The following is a 17,975-nucleotide window of genomic DNA, read 5'->3' as shown; positions in this document are numbered from 1 at the left end:
GGCGTGGGTGACGATGAGCTGATCACGCTGGCCGGACGGCACGGTGTCGCGGCCGGCTACACCGACTGGCGTGGACGGGAGGCGGCGGTCTCGCCCGGCACCCTGGTGTCCGTCCTGGCGGCGCTGGGGGTGGACGCGTCGTCCCCCGCCGCCGTCCGGGCGGAGCTGGAACGCGCCGGGAAGCCGGGACGCAGGCTGCCGCCGGTCGTCGTCGTGCGCCGCGGGGACGGCCTGCCGGCGGACCTGCGCGACGTGGCCGTCGAACTCGCGTCCGGCGAGACCGTGCCCGCGACGGCGGATCTTCCGCCCGGCTGGCACCGCCTCCGCGCCGGGCCGGAGACCGCGCCGCTGCTGGTCGCGCCCCGCCGGCTGAACCCGCCCGGCCGTCTGTGGGGGTTCACCGCCCAGCTGTACTCCGTGCGCTCCCGCGCGTCCTGGGGTCTCGGCGACCTGCGCGACCTGGCGGACCTCGCGTCCTGGAGCGCCCGCGAGCTGGGCGCCGGCTTCACGCTGATCAATCCGCTGCACGCCACCGAGCCCGTCCCGCCGGTGAACCCGTCCCCGTACTCGCCGATGAGCCGCCGGTTCGCCGCGCCGATCTACCTGCGCGTCGAGGATCTCCCCGAATTCGCGGCCCTTCCGTCCGAGGACCGTGAACGCCTGTCCGCCCTCGCGGCGCCGCTCCGCGCGGACGACGCCGCCCTCGACCGCGACGCGGTGTGGACGGCCAAGCTGCAGGCCCTCGAAGCCCTCCACCGGCTCCCGCGCGGCACGGAGGCGCAGCGCGACTACGACGGGTTCCGCGACCGCGAGGGGGCGGCCCTCACCTCGTTCGCCACCTGGTGCGCGCTGACGGAGAAGCACGGCCCGGACTGGCGCCGCTGGCCCGCCGGTCTCCAGGACGCGGGGGGCCCGGCCGTCGCGGACGAGGCCGCCCGCCTCGCCGGCCGCGTCGACTTCCACGCCTGGCTGCAGTGGCGGCTGGACGGCCAGCTCACGGCGGCGCAGCGGACGGCCCGCGACGCCGGGATGCCGGTCGGGATCGTCCACGACCTGGCGGTCGGCGTCGCGCACGGCAGCGCGGACGCCTGGATCCACCGCGACCTGTTCGCTCCCGGCATGAGCGTCGGCGCGCCCCCCGACGAGTTCAACCAGCGCGGCCAGGACTGGGGCCAGCCGCCCTGGCATCCGCACCGTCTCGCCGAAGCCGCCTACGTCCCGTTCCGCGAGATGCTGGCCACGGCGTTCCGGCGCGGCGGCGGGCTGCGCCTCGACCACGCCATGCAGGTGTCGCGCCTGTGGTGGGTGCCCGAGGGCGGCTCACCGGCGGACGGCACCTACGTCCGCTATGACCGCGACGCCCTCCTCGGCTGCCTGACATGGGAGGCCGAACGCGCGGGCGCCGTGGTCGTCGGCGAGGACCTCGGCACCGTGGAACCCGGGTTCCGCGACGACCTGGCCGACCGCGGCGTCCTCGGCACGTCCCTCCTGTGGTTCGAGCGTGACGCGGCGGGACGTCCCAAGCCCCCCGACCGGTGGCGCGAACTCTCCCTCGCCACCGTCGGCACGCACGACATGCCGCCGATCACCGGCTTCGTCCACGGCGACCACATAGCCCTCCGCGACCGCCTCGGCCTCCTCACCCGGCCCCGCGCCGGCGAGGAGGACGACCATCGCCGCCGGCTCGCGGACTGGCTGGCCGTCCTGCACGCCGAAAACCTGCTGCCCACCCCGCCGGCCGAGATCATGAGGGCTCTGGACGCGGACTCGGCGGACCACGACGACGAGATCGTGACGGCCCTGCACGCCTTCCTGGCCCGCACCCCCGCCCGCCTCACGGGCATCTCCCTCGCCGACGCCGTCGGCGAACGCCGCACCCAGAACCAGCCGGGCACCACGAACGAGTACCCGAACTGGCGAGTCCCCCTGTCCGGCCCCGAAGGCCGCCCCGTCTTCCTGGACGACCTCCGGGCCCACGACGCCCTGAAGCTCTTCAGGAGAGCGTCGTCGTGATCCTCGTCGTCACGTCGTGGAGGAGGGTGTCGGGGCTCAGGGGGGTCGCGGCGATGGCGGAGAACAGGCCGGGGAGGCCCGGGAGAGGGTAGCGGTCGTCCTCGGCGTTGGCGAAGGCCGTCTTGCCGAGGGGGTGTCTGGACAGGGACCTGCGGGCCCGGGTCCAGGCCGCCTGGACCTCCTCCGGGGACGGGACCCCGAAGCCGTGACCGACCGGCGCGGCGTGGCGGAGTTTCACGAGCGCGCCGTCGGTGAAGTCGGAGGCGAGTCTGCAGCGGTCGGTGAGGTCGGTGCGGACGAGGTCGTCCAGGCGGGTCATGACCGTGCAGGGGGTCCGGCAGCGGGCGGCGCAGTCGCCCAGGGCGGAGGCGACCTGGCTGTGCTGGCGGTCGAGATAGGCGCGCCAGCCGGGCGGCGGCTCCTTGGAGACGCGCAGGGTGCGTTCGCACGCGGAGCGTTCCGGCCGGGTGTGGTCGCACATGCGGGCCGACCCGGGTTCGACGGGGACGCCGAAGCGGCTGCCCTCGCCCTCCACGGACGCGCCGATGCGGGCGGGGTCTCCGGCGTGTCCGAGGACCGGCTCCCACGCGAGCATCGGGAGGTACTCGCTCGCGATGTGGACGGCGGCGACGAGCGCGGCCATGTCGCGGCGGTGCCAGCGGATCGCGATGACCTCGAGCAGGAGGGAGTAGGCGGGGCGGAGGCTGGCGAGGGCGCCGCGGGGACGTTCCCGGGCCGCCTGCGGCATCCGGCTTGCGCGGGCGCGGTCGAGGAGGTCGTGGGGGACCTCGCCGGCGTCCTCGGGCATGCCGAAGTCCTCGGCGTCCAGGTCCAGGACGCGCTGCCCGAACGCGCAGAGGGCGGCGACGGCGCCCGCGCGGCCGTCCGGGACGAGACGGTCCCGCGCGACGAGCGCGGCCAGGTCCCCGAACGCGTACCGCCGGGCCAGCGCCGTCAGGACGTCCCGCACCGTCTCCACGCGATCCCCTCCCCGTGACCATGTAACGATCCCATGGTCACGGGGGTCGGGGACAGGCTCAATCAGACCCGTTCACGTGGCCGCGCCCAGGTGCCGGGGTCAGGTGGACGCGGCGCACGTGGCCCGGCCCGGCGGGCAGGTCCACGCGGCCGGGCTCACGTGGCCGCGGCGTCCTTCGCGCGGGCGCGCAGGGCGCGGGCGACGCCGTCGCGTCCCTCCGACAGGAGCCGGGCGAGCGCCGGCGGGGGCTTCTCGTCGGACAGGTACGCCTCGGTGCGGTCGAGCGTCGACTGCTCGATCACCAGGAAGGGGTAGGCGACCTCCGCGAACGTCTGGGACATGTCGCTGCTCCACTCCTTCCAGATGCGCCCGACCTCGGCGAAGTACCGGTCGACGTAGGGCACCAGCAGGTCGGCCTGGTCGGGCTCCACGAACCCGCCGAGCGTCGCCCGGTAGACGGCGTTGGGGAGGTCCCCCGACACGACCCGCTCCCACGCGGCGGACTTGGCGTCCGCGGACGGGATCGCGGCCTTGCAGCCGGCCGCGTGCCGTTCGCCGGCGGCGGTGCGGTCCCGCTCGTGCTCGGCGTCGATCTCGGCCTCGCCCGCCTTGCCGGTGACGACGAGGCGGCGGAGCAGGGACCAGCGCAGGTCGGTGTCGACGGTGAGGCCGTCGAGGACCTCGGAGCCGTCCAGCAGGGCCTGGACGAACGCCAGGTGGTCGCCGGAGACGGCGGACGCGGCGAACGCCTGCGTGTAGGCGAGCTGGAGGTCGGAGCCCGGCTCGGCCTCGCGGGCCAGGTCCGACAGCGTGTCGGCCAAGAGCGCCTGGCCGTCCGTGCGCCACGCCGGGTCGGCGTACTGCTGGACGGCGAGGCGGGCCTGCCGCAGCAGCGTCTGCGTGACCGAGATGTCGGTGACGCCGCGGATGCCCTTCGCGACGAGACGGACATAGTCGCGGGTGGCCATCTCGGCGTCGCGGGTCATGTCCCACGCCGCCGACCAGCACAGCGCGCGCGGCAGGCTCTCCTTGATGTCGCCGATGCTCTCGATCAGCGTTCGCTGCGAGTGCTCGTCCAGCCGGATCTTGGCGAAGGCGAGGTCGTCGTCGTTGACCAGGACCAGGTCGGGCCGCTTCTTTCCGACGAGCTGCGGAACCTCCGTCCGGGCGCCGACCACGTCCAGCTCGACGCGCTCCCGCCGGACGAGGCCGCCGGCGGTCCTGTCGTACAGCCCGATGGCGAGGCGATGCGAGCGCAGCGTCGGGTAGCCGGCCTTGGCCTCCTGCAGGACGGCGAACGACGCGAAGTCGCCGCCGGCGTCCACCTCGTACTCGGGCCGCATCGTGTTGACGCCCGCGGTCTCCAGCCACTCCTTCGACCACGACGCCAGGTCGCGCCCGGACGTCTCCTCCAGCGCGCCCAGCAGGTCGGTCAGGACGGTGTTGCCCCACGCGTGCCGGTCGAAGTAGCGCCGCACGCCCTCCAGGAAGTTGTCGAGACCGACGTAGGCGACGAGCTGCTTGAGGACGGACGCGCCCTTGGCGTAGGTGATCCCGTCGAAGTTGACCTCGACGGCGCGGATGTCGGGGATGTCGGCGGAGATCGGGTGGGTGGACGGCAGCTGGTCCTGCCGGTACGCCCACGCCTTCTCCAGGTTCGCGAACGTCGTCCACGCGCCCTTCCACTTGGTGGCCTCGGACATGCACAGGACGCTCATGTACGTGGCGAACGACTCGTTCAGCCACAGGTCGTCCCACCAGCGCATAGTGACCAGGTCGCCGAACCACATGTGCGCCATCTCGTGCAGGATCGTCTCGGCGCGCCGCTCGTAGGCGGCGTCGGTGACCCGCGACCGGAAGACGTAGTCCTCCAGGAACGTGACGGCGCCCGCGTTCTCCATCGCGCCCGCGTTGAACTCGGGCACGAACAGCTGGTCGTACTTGCCGAACGGGTACTCGCGGCCGAAGACCTTCTCGAAGTAGCCGAAGCCCTGCCGGGTGACGTCCACGATCGCGGGGGCGTCGAGGTGCTCTGCCAGCGACGCCCGGCAGTACACGCCGAGGGGGATGACGGTGCCGTCGTCGCGGCGGTACTCGTCCCGGACGACGTGGTACGGCCCGGCGATGAGCGCGGTGATGTAGGTGGAGATCTGCGGTGTCGGCGGGAAGTGCCACACCCCGCCGGACGCGGAGTCGGCCGACTCGTTGGTGACGACCTCCCAGTCCTCCGGCGCGTGCACGGTCAGCTCGAAGGTCGCCTTCAGGTCGGGCTGGTCGAAGCAGGTGTACATGCGGTGCGCGTCGGCGGTCTCGAACTGCGAGTACAGGTAGACGCTGTCGTCGACGGGGTCCACGAACCGGTGCAGGCCCTCACCCGAACGCGAGTACGCGCAGTCGGCCACGACACGGAGTTCGTTCTCCGCGGCCAGGTCCGGCAGCGGCAGCCGTCCCTTCTCGGGGTCATAGGACGAGGGGTCCAGGGCCTTCCCGTTCAGCGTCGCCTCCCGCACGACGGCGCCGTGCAGGTCGACGAAGGTGGAGGCGCCCGTCTCGGCACTGCCGAACCGGGTCACCGTGGTGGACGCGAAACGTTCCTCACCCGTCGTCAGATCCAGCTCGACCGCGTACGACTCGACGGTGAGCAGCCGGGCCCGTTCCCGCGCCTCGTCGCGCGTGAGGTTGCCTGCCACATGAACTCCTTGGTCGGCTCAATCGCTTGGTGCCCTCATGTCTACCAATCACAGGGCGATCCGGCCCGTACGCCACGGTCATTGGAAACCTTCACGCGGGCGGGAATCGGGACGGGCGCGCCCCGGTTGTCGCCTTAAGGCATCCCGTATCGCGCTGTAGGAGACGACGTTGGCCAAGGACGATCTCACCCCCGTGGACTTCTGGTTCGACCCCCTGTGCCCTTGGGCCTGGATGACCTCCCGATGGATTCTTGAAGTGGAGAAGCTGCGCCCGATCGAGGTGCGCTGGCACGTGATGAGCCTGTCCGTCCTCAATGAGGACAAGGACGTACCGGAGGAGTACCGGCAGGGCCTCAAGGACGCCTGGGGCCCAGTGCGCGTGTGCATCGCCGCCGAGCAGAAGTACGGGCCGGAGGTGCTCGGAAGGCTCTATACCGAGTTGGGCACGCGCCGCCACCACGGCAAGCAGGAGTTCGGCCGTCCCTTCTTCGAGGAGGCGCTGACCGCGGCGGGTCTCGACCCGGCGCTCGCCGACGCCGCCGAGTCCACCGACTACGACGAGGCGTTGCGGGCCTCGCACAAGGACGGCATCGACCGCGTCGGCCAGGAGGTCGGCACCCCGGTGATCGAGGTCGAGGGCAACGCGTTCTTCGGCCCGGTGGTGTCGCCGGCCCCGCGGGGCGAGGCGGCCGTCAAGCTCTTCGACGGCGTGCTGGCCGTCGCGGCCACGGACGGTTTCTTCGAGCTGAAGCGCAGCCGCACCCGCGACCCGATCTTCGACTGACCCGTCCGTCACCCCCGAGCCACACATCGCTTGCTATTGCGACCATGTTGCAACTACTGCTGATGTGCCGTCACACTGGTCCCATCGCTAGAACAGGTTGGACGGTGAGTTCGGAGTGCACGTACCGGATGGTTTCATCGACGCGCCGGTGTCGATCGCGGCGGGTGCGGTCGCGGTGGCGGGCGTCGGGATCGCGCTGCGCGGCGCGCGGCGCGAGCTCGACGACCGGACCGCACCCCTCGCGGGACTGACGGCGGCGTTCGTGTTCGCCGCGCAGATGCTCAACTTCCCGGTCGCCGCCGGGACGAGCGGCCACCTGCTGGGCGGGGCGCTCGCGGCCGTACTCGTCGGGCCCTACACCGGAGTGCTGGCCGTCTCGGTCGTCTTGTTCCTGCAGGCGCTGCTGTTCGCGGACGGAGGCCTCAGCGCGCTCGGCGTCAACATCATCCTGATGGCGCTGGTCACCGTCGTGGTGGGCTACGCCGTCTTCCGGCTGCTCTTGCGCGTGCTGCCCAAGACGCGGGCGTCGGCGGGCGGGGCGTCGTTCGCGGCGGCGCTCGTGTCGGTGCCCGCGTCCGCCTTCGCGTTCACGCTGATCTACGCGGTCGGCGGGACGGCGGACGTGTCGATCGGCAAGGTCGCCGCCGCGATGCTCGGCGTGCACGTGCTGATCGGCATCGGCGAGGCGCTGATCACCGCCGTGACCGTGTCGAGCGTGCTCGCCGTCCGGCCCGACCTCGTGTACGGGGCGCGCGGCCTGATGAAGCCGGTCGAGCTGCGCACCGCCCAGCCCACCCCGTCCCAGGCCTGAGGAGGAGGCAGATGGCCGCCAAGCGTTTCTTCGTCGGGTTCCTGCTGGTCTCCCTCGTCCTCGCGGGGCTCGTCAGCTACTACGCCAGCGGCAGCCCGGACGGGCTGGAGAAGGTCGCCGAACAGGAGGGCATCAGCGCCGAGGAGAAGGACCACGCGCTCAAGGACTCCCCGCTCGGCGACTACGGGGTGAAGGGCGTCGGCAACGAGTGGGTCTCGGCCGGGCTGTCCGGCGTGATCGGCGTCGGGGCCGTCCTTCTCGTCGGCGGCGGGCTGTTCTGGGCCGTCCGGCGGCGCGGCCCCGGCCCGGCGCCCGGCCGGAAGGCACCGGACCGGGAGGGGCCGGACGAGAAGGCGCCGGCCGGAACGTCCGGGCAGGGGTAGTGGGCGCCGGACACGCGCACCGGCTGTACGTGCCGGGCGCGTCGCCGGTGCACCGGCTGCCGCCGCAGACCAAGATCGTCGCCGTGCTGGCGTTCGTGCTGCTGGTCGTCGCCACGCCCCGGGAACGGATGTGGGCGTTCGGCGCGTACGCGCTGCTCCTCGCGGCCGTCGCGCTCATCGCCCGCGTCCCGTTCCGGACGGTCGCGCGGCGGACCGTGATCGAGGTCCCGTTCGTCGCGTTCGCGATCCTCCTGCCGTTCGTCGCCGAGGGCGAGAGGATCGCCCTGCTGGGCCTGCGGGTGAGCGAGGGCGGGATGTGGGACGCCTGGAACATCCTCGCCAAGGGAACCCTCGGCGTGGTCGCGTCCATCCTGCTCGCCGCGACGACGGAGCCGCGGCTGCTGCTCCTCGGCATCGAGCGGCTGCGGATGCCGTCGCTCCTCACGCAGATCGCCACGTTCATGCTCCGGTACGTCGACGTCGTCACGGCCGAGCTGGGACGGATGAAGGTGGCGCGGGCCTCCCGGGGCTTCGAGGCGCGCGGCGTCCGCGCCACGGGCGTGCTCGCCAAATCGGTCGGCGCGCTGTTCCTGCGCTCCTACGAGAGGGGCGAACGCGTCCATCTGGCGATGATGAGCCGCGGCTACGACGGCCGCATGCCCGTCGTGCACGACGTGGGCGCGACGGCCGCGCAGTGGACGGCCGCCGCCGCGCTGCCCTCGGCCGCGGCCCTGGTCGCGCTGGCTGCTTGGATCGCGTCATGACGCCATCGCTGGAAGTGAAGGGCCTCGCCTACGCCTACCCCGACGGCACGCAGGCCCTCTACGGCGTCGACCTCACGATCGCGCGTGGTGAGAGGGTCGCGCTGCTCGGGCCGAACGGCGCCGGGAAGACGACGCTCGTGCTGCACCTGAACGGCATCCTGCACGGCGGCCTCGGCGAGGTCGGGGTCGGCGGGCTCGCGGTCGAACCGGGCGACAAGAAGACGCTGAGGGAGATCCGCCGCCGTGTCGGCATCGTCTTCCAGGACCCCGACGACCAGTTGTTCATGCCGACCGTCCGCGAGGACGTCGCGTTCGGCCCGGCCAACCTCGGGATGCGCGGCGCCGAACTGGACCGCAGGGTGCGGGACGCGCTGGCCCGCGTCGGCATGCTGGACGTCGCCGACCGGCCGCCGCAGCACCTCAGTTTCGGGCAGCGCCGCCGCGTCGCCGTCGCGACGGTCCTGGCGATGGAGCCGGAGATCCTCGTGCTGGACGAGCCGTCGTCGAACCTGGACCCGGCGAGCCGCCGCGAACTGGCGGAGATCCTGCTGAGCCTGGACGTGACGGTCCTGATGGTGACCCACGACCTCCCGTACGCGGCCGAGTTGTGCCCGCGGTCGGTGATCCTGTCCGGCGGAGTCATCACGGCCGACCGCCCCACCCGGGACCTGCTCATGGACGCCGATCTGCTGGCCGCGCACCGCCTGGAACTGCCCTTCGGGTTCGACCCGGCGGCCGCCGTCCGCTGAGCCGTCCGCCGGGCCGTCCGCCGGTCCGGCCGATTCGGTGGTCTTCGGCCGTTCAGCTTGCCTCCCGCCCGTCCCCTCCACCAGACTCGATTGCCCGACACTGGTAACGGTTTTCATATCCGAAATGGGGTAATCGTGAAGGTTGCGTTCGTCGGCAAGGGCGGCAGCGGCAAGACCACCCTCTCGTCGCTGTTCGTCCGGCACCTGGCCGCGCGCGGGCTGCCGGTGGTGGCCATCGACGCCGACATCAACCAGCACCTCGGGGTCGCGCTCGGCCTGGACGAGGACCGCGCGGCGAAGATCCCCGCACTGGGCGACCGGATCCCCGAGATCAAGGAGCATCTGCGCGGCGACAACCCCCGCATCTCCTCCGCGTCCGCGATGGTCAAGACCACCCCGGCCGGGACGGGTTCGCGGCTGCTGCGGTTCCGCGGCGACGACCCCGTCCACAACGCCGGGCAGGAGGTGGGGGCGGGCGGCGAAACGGGTGGGGCCGGTATCACGCTCCTCGCCACCGGCCCGTTCAACGACGACGACCTCGGCGTGGCCTGCTACCACTCCAAGACCGGCGCGGTCGAGCTCTACCTCAACCATCTGGTGGACGCGCCGGGCGAGTACGTCGTCGTCGACATGACCGCCGGCGCGGACACCTTCGCGTCCGGACTGTTCACGCGCTTCGACCTGATGTTCCTGGTCGCCGAACCCACCCGCAAGGGCGTCGGCGTGTACCGGCAGTACACCGAGTACGCCCGCGACTACGACGTCGCCATCCGCGTCGTCGGCAACAAGGTGCAGTCCGACGCCGACGTCGCCTACCTGCGCGAGCACGTCGGCGGCGACCTGCTGACCTGGATCGGGCAGTCCGCCGCCGTCCGGGCGCTGGAGCAGGGCCGGGACGGCGTCGTCCTGGAGGACGGCAACGTCGCCGCCCTCGACCGGATGCGCGCCGAAGTGGACGCGCGCGTCAAGGACTGGGACGAGTTCCAGCGGCTCGCCGTCGAGTTCCACGTCAAGAACGCACGGAGCTGGGCGAGCAGGGCGGCGGGAGAGAACCTGGAGGAACAGGTCGACCCCGGATTCCGCTTCCCGGCCGCCTACCGGGTGTAGCGCGGGGCCTACCGGCGGGCACCGATCGCCACTACCCTTGCGCGCCATGACGATGCGGCGGATGGTGGTCATGGCGGGGGGCGCGATAGCGCCCATCGCCCTTCTCGCGTTGCTGTTCAACAACCAATGGATCGTCGACGCGACTCGGAAGAGCGACTTCGATTTCCACACGGGCATTGGGCCGCTGGTGGGTGCGTTCCAGTTCCCCCAGTGGCGGCTTACGCCGGGGGTGGGCGACTGGAGCTACCTGCTCGCCGTCGACTTCTCCTTCCTGCTGTTCCTCGCCCTGCTCGCGCTGATGGTCTTCGCCGGGGCCAGGACGATCGAACCGCGCCAGGGTGTGCTCGGCGCGGTCATCACCGGCTGGTGGGCCACCACCGTCGCGGGCGGGGTGGCGGGCCTCATCGGCGGCGCCCTGGTGGGCTGGACGATCGACGTTCCCGGCCCCATGCTGAGCCGCACCATCTGGAGCATGATCGGCAACGGCGCGAGCTTCGGCTTCATGTTCGGCTGGATCGCGGGCCTCGGCGCGCTCGGCGGCTTCCTGCTCACCCGTCCGCGCGACCGGGCTCAGCAGCAGCCCTACGGCGCACAGCAGCCCTATGGTGCGCATCAGCCGTACGCCCCGCAGGCCTACGCCGCACAGCAGCCGGGCGCGCAGATGCCGCAACAGCCAATGCCGCAACAGCAGATGCCTCCGCAGGGGATGCCCCAGCAGGGAGTGCCGCAGCAAGGAGCACCGCAACAGGGAGTACCGCAGCAGCCGATGCAACCGCACCCGTCAGCGGTTCCCTATATCCCGCCGCAGGGCCAGCCGCAGCAGCAGCCCCCGTGGGGCGCCGCACCCGCTCCGCAGCAGCCCGGGGCGCCCGCCCCGCAGCAGTTCGGCGCGCCGCCCGTCCCGCCGCAGCCGCCCGTCGAGCCGGAGCCGGAGCCGGCCGAGCCTGAGCCTGAGCCGGCCGAACCTGAGCCCGAGCGCCCCGCGGACGACGCCGAGGAACCGGACGCGCCCGAGACGCAGGTGCCCGAGGACGCCACCGAGGACGACGACCTGAACCTGGCGGACCGGACGATCGTCGACCGCAGGCGCGACGACGACTGACCGGCCACCCCCGCGCGCACGGCCCCCCGGTGCCTGCGAGAATCGGCTTCATGCGCGTGTTTCTTGGATCCGACCATGCCGGCTTCGAACTGAAGGAGCACCTGGTCTCCTGGCTGGATGCGAACGGTCATGAGGCCGTCGACTGCGGCGCGTTCGAGTACGACGCCGTCGACGACTACCCGCCGTTCGTCCTGAGGGCCGCCGAGCGGACGGCCGCGGAGCCGGGGACGCTGGGCGTCGTGATCGGCGGATCCGGCAACGGCGAGGTGATCGCGGCCAACAAGGTCAAGGGCGTGCGCGCCGCGCTCGTCTGGAGCGAGGACACCGCCGCCCTCGCCCGCGAGCACAACGACGCGAACGTCATCAGCCTTGGCGCACGGCAGCACGACCTGGCGTCCGCGACCCGGTTCGTGGAGCTGTTCATCGAGACGGCGTACTCCAAGGAGCCGCGCCACACCCGCCGGATCGAGATGCTCGGCGACTACGAGCGGACGGGTGAGCTCCCGCCGCTGCCGGGCGGGAACTGACCCGGCGGCGAATCGGCCCGGTGGCGGGCCGGTCAGAGGCCGTTCGCCGGGGGTTTGCGGGCACCGCCGCGTTTGCCGAGGCGGCGCCGCTCGTTCTTGGCGGCCTTCGTCCGCTTGGCGGGCTCGGCGGGCCTACCGGAGCCGGGGCCCGTTCCCGCGCCGGCGGCCGGCGCCTCCTCGCCTTCGGTCCGCGGACGTGAGACGTCCCGTGCCCGCATCGCCGCGTCCACCGTGATGCGCATTCCCGGCTGTCCCACGTGCCGCCGCCTCTCCTGGTCCACCTGCCCGTTCCGCACCATCTACCCGGAGAAACGGTAGCTGGAGCGTTGCAAATAGTCACCGGTGGGCCGGATACCGACCTGTCGGGGTGATTGCTCGATACAGTGCCGGAGTCATGCTTCAACGACTGGTGCACCTCCTTCCGCCGAGAGTGCGCGCCGTGCTGCGCCGTATCCCGGTGCTCGTGGTGCTGTACCGGTGGCTGCGCCGGGGGAAGCTGACCAGGGAGCGGTACGTGTTCGCGGCCCTGGCGGTCCTGGCGATCGGGATCGGAATCGCGACGGCGAAGGACACGCGCGGCCTGGCCCCCTCCGGGGTGCTGGTGCTGATCGTGCTCGGCGGCGGGCTGCTGCTGAGGGTGCGGAGCCTGGTCGCGCTGCTCGGCGTCGTGGTCGCGATGGTGGCCTACAACGCCTGGGCCGACGTCCCCGCGATCGGCATCGGGATGATCGCCACGCTGACGATCACCGCGGTGCTCGCGCTCACCCTCGCGCGGACGCGCCAGCAGCTCGGCGTGCAGGGCCTGCGCGGCGACTCGATGCTGCTGGAGCTGCGCGACCGGCTGAAACGCCAGGGGGAGATGCCCGAGCTGCCGGACGGCTGGGACTCCCAGGTCGTGCTGCTGCAGGCCGGCGGGTCGTCGTTCGGCGGCGACTTCGTGGTGTCGGCGTGCGACGGCGACACACTGGAGGTCGCGCTGGTCGACGTCTCGGGGAAGGGCACCGACGCCGGAACCCGCGCACTGATGCTGTCGGGCGCGTTCGGCGGGCTTCTTGGATCGATCCAGCCAGAGCGTTTCCTGCCCGCGTGCAACGATTACCTGCATCGCCAGCGGTGGGACGAGGGATTCGTCACGGCCGTGCACGTCGTCGTCGATCTGAAGTCGGGGGAGTACACGGTCGAGTCGGCGGGGCACCCGCCGGCCGTGCAGTTCGACGCGGGAAGCGGCGCCTGGCAGGTCAGCCCCGCCAAGGGCGTGGTGCTGGGGGTCGTGCCCGATCTGCGCTGCATCCCCGAACACGGGCTGCTGCGGCCGGGCGACGCGCTGCTGCTGTACACCGACGGGCTGGTGGAGTCGCCGGGCAGTGACCTCGACACCGGCATTGACCGGCTCCTCGGCGAGGCGGAGCGGCTCGTCCCGCAGGGGTTCGGCAGCGGCGCGAAAGAACTGGTGGAGACGATGGCGGCGGCCCGCGACGACGACTGCGCCCTCGTCCTGATCTGGCGCACCTGACCGTCCGGGCGGACACCCCGGCGCAGGATCGCTAGGGGCGCCTGTGCCGGCCTCTCTGCTTTTCGTGTTTCGCCTTGTGCTTCGGTTTGTGCTTCGGTTTGTGCGACTTCACCGGCTGTCTGGGCGGTGCCGGTTTGATGAAGCCCGCACGCTTCGTCGTGGTGGGGGAGACCGTCGGTGTCGACGGGGCCGGTGTCGTCGGCGATGGCTGCGGGTCGCTCTTGCCCTGTGTCAGCCCGACGATGATGGCGCCGACCAGTATGGTGCCCGCGGCGGCGCCGGCGCCCGCCAGCAGCCGGGTCCGCGTGGACGACCTGGCACCCGCCACACCGATCGGCGTGAACGCTTTGGTGTCGGTCTCCTCCTGGACGTACCGCCGGGCCGGACGAGGCGCGGCGGGAGCCGGCGCGCCCGCCGCCGAGGGCGCCGCGGCCGTGCGCGGGCCGAGCCGCTCACCGGCATGCGGCTCCTGCTGCTCGACGAGCGTGAGCAGCAGGTCGGACGCGGTCGGACGTTCGGCCGGGTTCTTGGCCAGTGCGGACCGGACGGCCGCGACCAGCGATTCCGGCAGTCCCGACAGGTCGGGATCCTCGGTGGCGGTGCGGAGCGTCGCGGGATCGCCGCCGATCGGCATCCGTCCCGTCCCCGCGTGGGCGATGAGGCAGCCCCAGGCGAAGACGTCGGCCGCGGGCGTCGCGGGACCGCCGATGAGCACCTCCGGCGCCATCCACCCGGGGGTGCCGAGGACCTGGCCGGTGGCGGCGGTCGCGCCGCAGGAGTCCTGGCTGCGCGCGATGCCGAAGTCGATGACGCGGCACCCGGACAGGGTGAGCATCACGTTGGCGGGTTTGACGTCGCGGTGCACGAGCCCGGCCGCGTGGATCGCCGCGAGCGCCGACGCGACGCCGACGGCGACGCCGTGCAGGTCGGCGGCCGGCAGCGGCCCGTCGCCGACGAGCCGGTTGTGCAGCGAGATGCCGCCCACGTACTCGGTGACGAGGTAGGGACGGCCGTCCTCCTCGCCGTGCGCGAGGACCCGCGCGGTGCAGAACGAGGCGACGCGGCTCGCGAGGTACGCCTCGTCCTTGAAACGCCGCCGGTAGGACGGGTCGCCCGCCAGGTGCGGATGGATGGTCTTCACCGCGACCCGGCCGCCGGAGTCGGGGTCGGTGCCGAGATAGACCATCCCCATGCCGCCCGAGCCGAGGCGGCCCAGCAGTGTGTGCCCGCCGACCTCGCGGGGGTCGGCGGGTTCCAGCGGCCTGATGTCTCCGTCCATGGGGTGTTCGCGGCTCCCTCGCTTCTCTCCTGTCCGCCTATCCCCGATCGGCGGCGGATTATGGCGCGTTCTTCCAGGAAGTGCGGAAACGTGATCGTCACGTCGATGTAGCGCCCCGTGCACCGGAGAAGTGCAGGGTGGAGGTGGTTCGGCAGCAGGCCCGGCCCCCGATGGAACCTCCTCGGCGCGCGGGTGGTGGGCGGCTGGCGGCACCGGAGAAGATGCCCGCGTGGCCGGCGCCCTCAGGGGTGGGAGGTGTGGCCGCGCGGGCATCTGTCCGGTATGTAGTGATGTTTCGCAGGGCAATGGTCTGGTAACAACCAGTTCTGCGTTCACCCCCAGGCGCTGGGACACGACGCGGCGCCGGCCGCCGCAGGCGAGCGGAAAGGGGGGAGGGCGCCGGGGTGCGGAACATCGGGGACCTGATGTCGCCGTCGTGCTGGTCGGTGCGGACCCGCGTGACCGCCGCGGCGACCCTGGTCGTCGCCCTGCTGCTCGTGATCGGCGTCGTCCTCTTCTACCAGACCGTCCGTGCCACGGTGTACCAGGGACTGCATGACAGGGCCGGCGCCGCCGTCGCGGAACTCGCCACGCTCGTCCGCACAAGCGATCCGCGGGGCACGGTTCCCGTCCAGAACACCGACTTCAACGTTCTCCAGGTGGTGACCGAGAAGGGCGGCATCCTCGCGTCCAGTGAGTCGCTGCGCGGGCACGGCCCGCTGGAGGTGCCGGCGCCGCGCGTGGTGGACGAACCCGTCTACCGGACCATCGACATCCAGGGAAAGGGCCCGGTCTACCTGGTCACCGAACGGATTCAGACTCCGGACGGCCGGCGGATCGTGCACGCCGGCGCACCGATCACCGTGTTCATCCGCTACCAGGGCCTGTTCATCGGCATGCTCGTAGCGGTGGTGGTCCTCGGCACCGCCGCGGCCGGCTGGATCGTGTCGCTGTCGGTGCGGCGGGCGCTGCGGCCGGTGCGGACGATGAGCGCCGAACTCGCCGACATCACCGGGCGCGCCCTGGACCGCCGCGTGACCGTCCCCGATCCGGTCGACGAGGTGTCCGAGCTGGCCGAATCGGTGAACGTGACGCTGGGCAGGCTGGAGGAGTTCTTCACCCGCCAGCGCGCCTTCGTCGCGGACGTCTCACACGAGCTGCGCAGCCCGCTCACCGGACTGCGGGCCGAGCTGGAGGTGGCGCTGGAACATCCCGAGGACGAGGACTGGCCGGCGGTGGCGCGGGCGGCGCTCGCCGACGCCGACCGGCTCCAGGGCATCGTGAGCGACCTGCTGATCCTGGCCAAGCTAGGCGCGGGCGTACAGGTCGCGCGGCAACTGATCGACCTCGGCGAAATGGTCCGCGCGGAGACGGCACGGCGTGCACGGCGCGTCCCCGTCGAGATCGCCGTGGACGAGGGGATCATGGTGCGGGTCACGCCCCACCACATGGCCAGGCTGCTGACGAACCTGCTCGACAACGCCGAGCGGCACGCGGAGTCACGGATCCGGGTGACCGTGACCACGGCCGGGCCGGACGCCGTCATGGAGGTCCGTGACGACGGTGCCGGGATCGCGCCCGAGGACCGCGAGCGCATCTTCCGGCGTTTCCACCGGCTCGCCGAGGGCCGCGCGAGCGACCCCGGCGGCACCGGCCTCGGGCTGACGATCTCCCGCGACATCGCCCGCGCGCACGGCGGGACGCTCATCGCCGCGGACAGCGACAAGGGCGGGCGCCTCGTCCTGCGCATCCCCCGGCCGGTGCCGTAGTCACGGGGGGGCGTGGGTCACCGGACGAGCCGCGGTCACGTCGCGGGCGGACGGCGGGCCGCGTGCCGGGTCGCCTGCTCGAACGCGTGCCCGGCCTGGAGGACGGCGAGGTCCGCGTGATGCGGGCCGACGATCTGCAGCCCCACCGGCAGCCCGTCCCCGGTGAACCCGGCGGGCACCGACAGCGCGGGGCAGCCGGTCGCCGAGACGAGGAAGCACGACCGCATCCACTCCAGGTAGTCGGGCATCGGCTCCCCGGCGACCTCGTCCGGGTACTCGATCCCGGCGTCGAACGGCGGCACCTGGCTGACCGGCAGGAGCAGCACGTCGAACCGCCCGAAGAATTTCCGGACCCGGTGGAACAGAGCCGTGTGCAGCACCTCCGCCCGCCCGATGTCGGCGCCGGTCAGCGAGCGCCCGGCGTCGATGTTCTGCGCGAGGGACGGTTTGACGTCGGCGCGGCGCTCGTCCAGGAGGGGGCGGAGCGCGATGTCCCAGTGCCAGGCGCGCAGCGTCCGGAAGACCTCGTCCGCGCCGGACAGGTCGGGGCACGCCTCCTCCACCGCGCAGCCGAGCTCTTCGAACACCTTGACGGCCGGTTCGAGGACGCCGGTGACGGCCGGGTCGACGGGCACCGCTCCGCCGAGGTCGGGGGACCAGGCGACGCGCAGCCCGGCGACGTCCCGGCCGAGCGGCCCGGCGAACGCCGAACCGGGCGTCTCCAGCGCGATCGGGCTGCGCGGGTCGGGCCCGGCGAGCACCGACAGCAGCAGCGCCACGTCCGCGACCTCGCGGGCCATCGGGCCCTGCACGCCCAGCGTCGACCAGCCCGCCGGCACCGGCCATGACGGCACCCGCCCCGGGGACGGGCGGAACCCGACGACATTGCAGAACGACGCGGGGTTGCGCAGCGAGCCGCCCATGTCGCTGCCGTCCGCCAGCGGGTGCATCCCGCACGCCAGCGCGGCCGCCGCCCCGCCGCTGCTGCCGCCCGCTGACCGGGACGGGTCGTAGGGGTTGCGGGTGAGGCCGAACACCGGGTTGAACGTGTGCGACCCGGCGGCGAACTCCGGCACGTTCGTCTTGCCGAGCGTGATCACCCCGGCGGCCCGCATCCGCTCGATGACCAGCTCGTCGGTGTCCGGAACATGATCGGCGAAGATCGGCGACCCGGACGTGGTGCGGATGCCCCGCGTGGCGTGGGTGTCCTTGTGCGCGACGGGCAGGCCGTGCAGCGGTCCGGGCCGGGCCCCGGCCGCCAGTCGTTCGTCGGCGTCGTGCGCCTGCCGCATCGCCTCCTCCGCGACCAGCGTGACCACGGCGTTGACCTGCGGGTTCGTCCGTTCGATCTGGTCGAGATGCGCCCGGACGACCTCGCGCGCCGACAACTCGCGGTCGCGGATACGCCGGGCGAGATCACGGGCGGACATGAAGTGGATCTCGTCGGACAACGTGGGTTCCCTTCTGCCGGGTCCCACCAGTGTCCACCCCCGCGCACCGGCCGG

Annotated in this window: 16 protein-coding genes; 11 read left to right on the top strand and 5 right to left on the bottom strand. The window is 72.5% G+C overall.

All coding sequences use genetic code 11. The features are described from left to right. Positions 1-3 precede the first annotated feature (3 nt). Complete coding sequence (malQ, locus tag ACGFK0_RS18425; protein WP_392906176.1) at positions 4-2,013, top strand: 4-alpha-glucanotransferase; 2,010 nt, start codon at positions 4-6, stop codon at positions 2,011-2,013. Here the strand turns inward: malQ and ACGFK0_RS18420 are convergent. Together ACGFK0_RS18420 and pepN are read right to left on the bottom strand one after the other, a co-directional pair. Beyond that, positions 1,994-2,992 carry a hypothetical protein gene (locus tag ACGFK0_RS18420; RefSeq protein ID WP_392906175.1) on the bottom strand — a complete coding sequence of 333 codons (999 nt, stop codon included), beginning with the start codon at positions 2,990-2,992 and terminating at the stop codon, positions 1,994-1,996. The genes malQ and ACGFK0_RS18420 overlap by 20 nt on opposite strands. 155 nt (positions 2,993-3,147) lie before the next feature. Next, positions 3,148-5,682 (bottom strand): aminopeptidase N, encoded by a 2,535-nt coding sequence (gene pepN / locus ACGFK0_RS18415; protein WP_392906174.1) that lies wholly within the window; start codon positions 5,680-5,682, stop codon positions 3,148-3,150. A 232-nt stretch (positions 5,683-5,914) separates the two neighbouring features. Between pepN and ACGFK0_RS18410 the strand changes: the two genes are divergently transcribed. The 8 genes from ACGFK0_RS18410 (at position 5,915) to ACGFK0_RS18375 (ending at position 11,909) form a co-directional block, all read left to right on the top strand. Continuing rightward, on the top strand, positions 5,915-6,466 hold the full coding sequence (locus tag ACGFK0_RS18410) for a disulfide bond formation protein DsbA (protein WP_392906515.1): 552 nt from the start codon (positions 5,915-5,917) through the stop codon (positions 6,464-6,466). A 115-nt stretch (positions 6,467-6,581) separates the two neighbouring features. Next, a complete protein-coding gene (locus ACGFK0_RS18405; RefSeq protein WP_392906173.1) occupies positions 6,582-7,277 on the top strand; it encodes an energy-coupling factor ABC transporter permease in 696 nt (231 codons plus the stop codon). Positions 7,278-7,288: 11 nt separating this feature from the next. Then, positions 7,289-7,660 carry a PDGLE domain-containing protein gene (locus ACGFK0_RS18400; RefSeq protein WP_392906172.1) on the top strand — a complete coding sequence of 124 codons (372 nt, stop codon included), beginning with the start codon at positions 7,289-7,291 and terminating at the stop codon, positions 7,658-7,660. Further along, positions 7,660-8,424, top strand: coding sequence for a cobalt ECF transporter T component CbiQ (gene cbiQ, locus ACGFK0_RS18395; RefSeq protein ID WP_392906171.1), 765 nt, complete (start codon positions 7,660-7,662; stop codon positions 8,422-8,424). The genes ACGFK0_RS18400 and cbiQ overlap by 1 nt, the downstream gene beginning before the upstream one ends. After that, on the top strand, positions 8,421-9,173 hold the full coding sequence (locus ACGFK0_RS18390; RefSeq protein WP_392906170.1) for an energy-coupling factor ABC transporter ATP-binding protein: 753 nt from the start codon (positions 8,421-8,423) through the stop codon (positions 9,171-9,173). The genes cbiQ and ACGFK0_RS18390 overlap by 4 nt, the downstream gene beginning before the upstream one ends. A gap of 135 nt (positions 9,174-9,308) precedes the next feature. Next, positions 9,309-10,280, top strand: a complete 972-nt coding sequence (locus ACGFK0_RS18385; protein ID WP_392906168.1) for an ATP-binding protein — start codon at positions 9,309-9,311, stop codon at positions 10,278-10,280. Positions 10,281-10,326: 46 nt separating this feature from the next. Next, a complete protein-coding gene (locus ACGFK0_RS18380) occupies positions 10,327-11,382 on the top strand; it encodes a hypothetical protein (protein ID WP_392906166.1) in 1,056 nt (351 codons plus the stop codon). Positions 11,383-11,432: 50 nt separating this feature from the next. Then, on the top strand, positions 11,433-11,909 hold the full coding sequence (locus ACGFK0_RS18375; protein ID WP_392906165.1) for a ribose-5-phosphate isomerase: 477 nt from the start codon (positions 11,433-11,435) through the stop codon (positions 11,907-11,909). 32 nt (positions 11,910-11,941) lie between these two features. Here the strand turns inward: ACGFK0_RS18375 and ACGFK0_RS18370 are convergent, their stop codons facing one another. Continuing rightward, positions 11,942-12,166, bottom strand: coding sequence for a hypothetical protein (locus ACGFK0_RS18370; RefSeq protein ID WP_392906164.1), 225 nt, complete (start codon positions 12,164-12,166; stop codon positions 11,942-11,944). Positions 12,167-12,303: 137 nt separating this feature from the next. Between ACGFK0_RS18370 and ACGFK0_RS18365 the strand changes: the two genes are divergently transcribed. Then, the gene (locus tag ACGFK0_RS18365; RefSeq protein ID WP_392906163.1) at positions 12,304-13,422 is read left to right on the top strand and encodes a PP2C family protein-serine/threonine phosphatase; all 1,119 of its coding nucleotides are present in this window, start codon (positions 12,304-12,306) and stop codon (positions 13,420-13,422) included. A 31-nt stretch (positions 13,423-13,453) separates the two neighbouring features. On the opposite strand, the gene ACGFK0_RS18360 is transcribed toward ACGFK0_RS18365, so the two are convergent. Further along, on the bottom strand, positions 13,454-14,701 hold the full coding sequence (locus tag ACGFK0_RS18360) for a serine/threonine-protein kinase (protein ID WP_392906162.1): 1,248 nt from the start codon (positions 14,699-14,701) through the stop codon (positions 13,454-13,456). A gap of 404 nt (positions 14,702-15,105) precedes the next feature. Here ACGFK0_RS18360 and ACGFK0_RS18355 point away from each other — a divergent pair, with 404 nt between their 5' ends. Continuing rightward, positions 15,106-16,470, top strand: a complete 1,365-nt coding sequence (locus ACGFK0_RS18355; RefSeq protein WP_392906160.1) for an ATP-binding protein — start codon at positions 15,106-15,108, stop codon at positions 16,468-16,470. Positions 16,471-16,505: 35 nt separating this feature from the next. On the opposite strand, the gene ACGFK0_RS18350 is transcribed toward ACGFK0_RS18355, so the two are convergent. Further along, positions 16,506-17,921: an amidase gene (locus tag ACGFK0_RS18350; protein ID WP_392906159.1), complete on the bottom strand. Its 1,416-nt coding sequence runs from the start codon at positions 17,919-17,921 to the stop codon at positions 16,506-16,508. Between the last annotated feature and the right edge of the window lie 54 nt (positions 17,922-17,975).

The organism is Spirillospora sp. NPDC048823 (assembly GCF_043198445.1).
Taxonomy (GTDB): domain Bacteria; phylum Actinomycetota; class Actinomycetes; order Streptosporangiales; family Streptosporangiaceae; genus Spirillospora.
Note: the sequence above shows the minus strand (reverse complement) of the source record. Positions and strands in the feature narration are given on the sequence as shown.

Coding starts and splice junctions, on each gene's coding strand:
- ACGFK0_RS18360 (WP_392906162.1), bottom strand. CDS start 14,701: ATGGACGGAGACATCAGGCCGCTGGAACCCGCCGACCCCCGCGAGGTC.
- ACGFK0_RS18410 (WP_392906515.1), top strand. CDS start 5,915: ATGACCTCCCGATGGATTCTTGAAGTGGAGAAGCTGCGCCCGATCGAG.
- ACGFK0_RS18390 (WP_392906170.1), top strand. CDS start 8,421: ATGACGCCATCGCTGGAAGTGAAGGGCCTCGCCTACGCCTACCCCGAC.
- ACGFK0_RS18400 (WP_392906172.1), top strand. CDS start 7,289: ATGGCCGCCAAGCGTTTCTTCGTCGGGTTCCTGCTGGTCTCCCTCGTC.
- ACGFK0_RS18365 (WP_392906163.1), top strand. CDS start 12,304: ATGCTTCAACGACTGGTGCACCTCCTTCCGCCGAGAGTGCGCGCCGTG.
- ACGFK0_RS18375 (WP_392906165.1), top strand. CDS start 11,433: ATGCGCGTGTTTCTTGGATCCGACCATGCCGGCTTCGAACTGAAGGAG.
- ACGFK0_RS18380 (WP_392906166.1), top strand. CDS start 10,327: ATGACGATGCGGCGGATGGTGGTCATGGCGGGGGGCGCGATAGCGCCC.